The organism is Mesorhizobium sp. M2A.F.Ca.ET.039.01.1.1 (assembly GCF_003998035.1).
Taxonomy (GTDB): Bacteria; Pseudomonadota; Alphaproteobacteria; order Rhizobiales; family Rhizobiaceae; genus Mesorhizobium.
The window spans coordinates 1-977 of sequence record NZ_RZRY01001287.1 but is presented as its reverse complement, the minus strand read 5'-3'; the positions used below and the strand labels follow the sequence as shown (position 1 = coordinate 977).

The 977-nt window shown below is 61.3% G+C and carries 1 protein-coding gene and 1 pseudogene; both read right to left on the bottom strand.

Annotation, left to right across the window (positions count from 1 at the left end; genetic code table 11):
* Window positions 1–534: ProQ/FinO family protein (locus tag EOA24_RS39340; RefSeq protein ID WP_245501988.1), on the bottom strand; the 534-nt coding region annotated here is incomplete at its 3' end.
* A 168-nt stretch (window positions 535–702) separates the two neighbouring features.
* A pseudogene (locus EOA24_RS42630) lies at window positions 703–977 on the bottom strand (hypothetical protein); the annotation flags it as partial.

Here is a 977-nt window from a genome sequence, read left to right as displayed (position 1 = left end):
AGCCATCGGCTTTCGGAAAGACCGGCGACGCTTCGTCTCAACGACTATTCCGGTCGGGCGGTCGGCCGTCTTCTTCGCCTTGAGCACGGCCGTTCGCTTCGGTTTCGATTTGGGCGGGGCATCAGGCGCTGCCATTGGCTCAGGCGTTTTCTTGGAAACTTGCTTGTTCTTGCGGACGCACAGCAAAACCTTGGCGGTCGCCGCATCCGCATCCGCGACGACGCCGGCCGGCTCGCCATCAAGATCGACCCGCACAGCGCCGGCATCCAGCCTCGCCAAGTATCTGGGCATCGTGGCATAGGCGCGCAGGGCTCTCCTCAATTCATCCTCTGACAGTCTGCCGTCCAGCACGCGAATGTCATGATGGATGCCGATCTTAAGCGGCCTGGGCGCTTTCGTATTGAATGCCGCAGGCCACTTTGCCGACAGATGGCGGAAAAGCTGCGCGGGCGATTTCCCTCGGCTGGGGGTCGTCATGATCAAGCCTCGCCCGATTTGTTTTCGTTTCAATTCGGATCCCTTGGTGGCGCCCATATATGCAATGATTATGGATGCCTGAAAAAAAATGGGATTCGTCCGGCCGGGCAAAGCAACGCACCCTGGTTTCTAGATGAGTACCGTTGCCCTCCCTTTAGCCGTTCCGTTGCCGGCCGGCGGTAGGAGGCATGCTCTTCGGCAACTTTACTACGTCACGGTTGCTGTTCAGGGTGGGCAGCTTGCCCCGCTCGGTAGCTGCTCTTTGAGGCGCGCGCGGGCGAGCTCAAGGAGCGCCTGGGCTATCTCGTCCTCGGTCCAGCCGGATTCCGCTGCGCGCTCAACCAATTGCTGGAGGGCCGGTTCCAAGGTGAGCTGGCACTGAAGGGCACGGTCCGGGTGGTCGACCGGGCAGCTTGGTTGCGCGACCGCAATGCTTGATCGCTTCATTGCAGGCCATGGGCTCTCGCCCCCCTCCTTTTGCCACACGAGGCGCGCCAGCT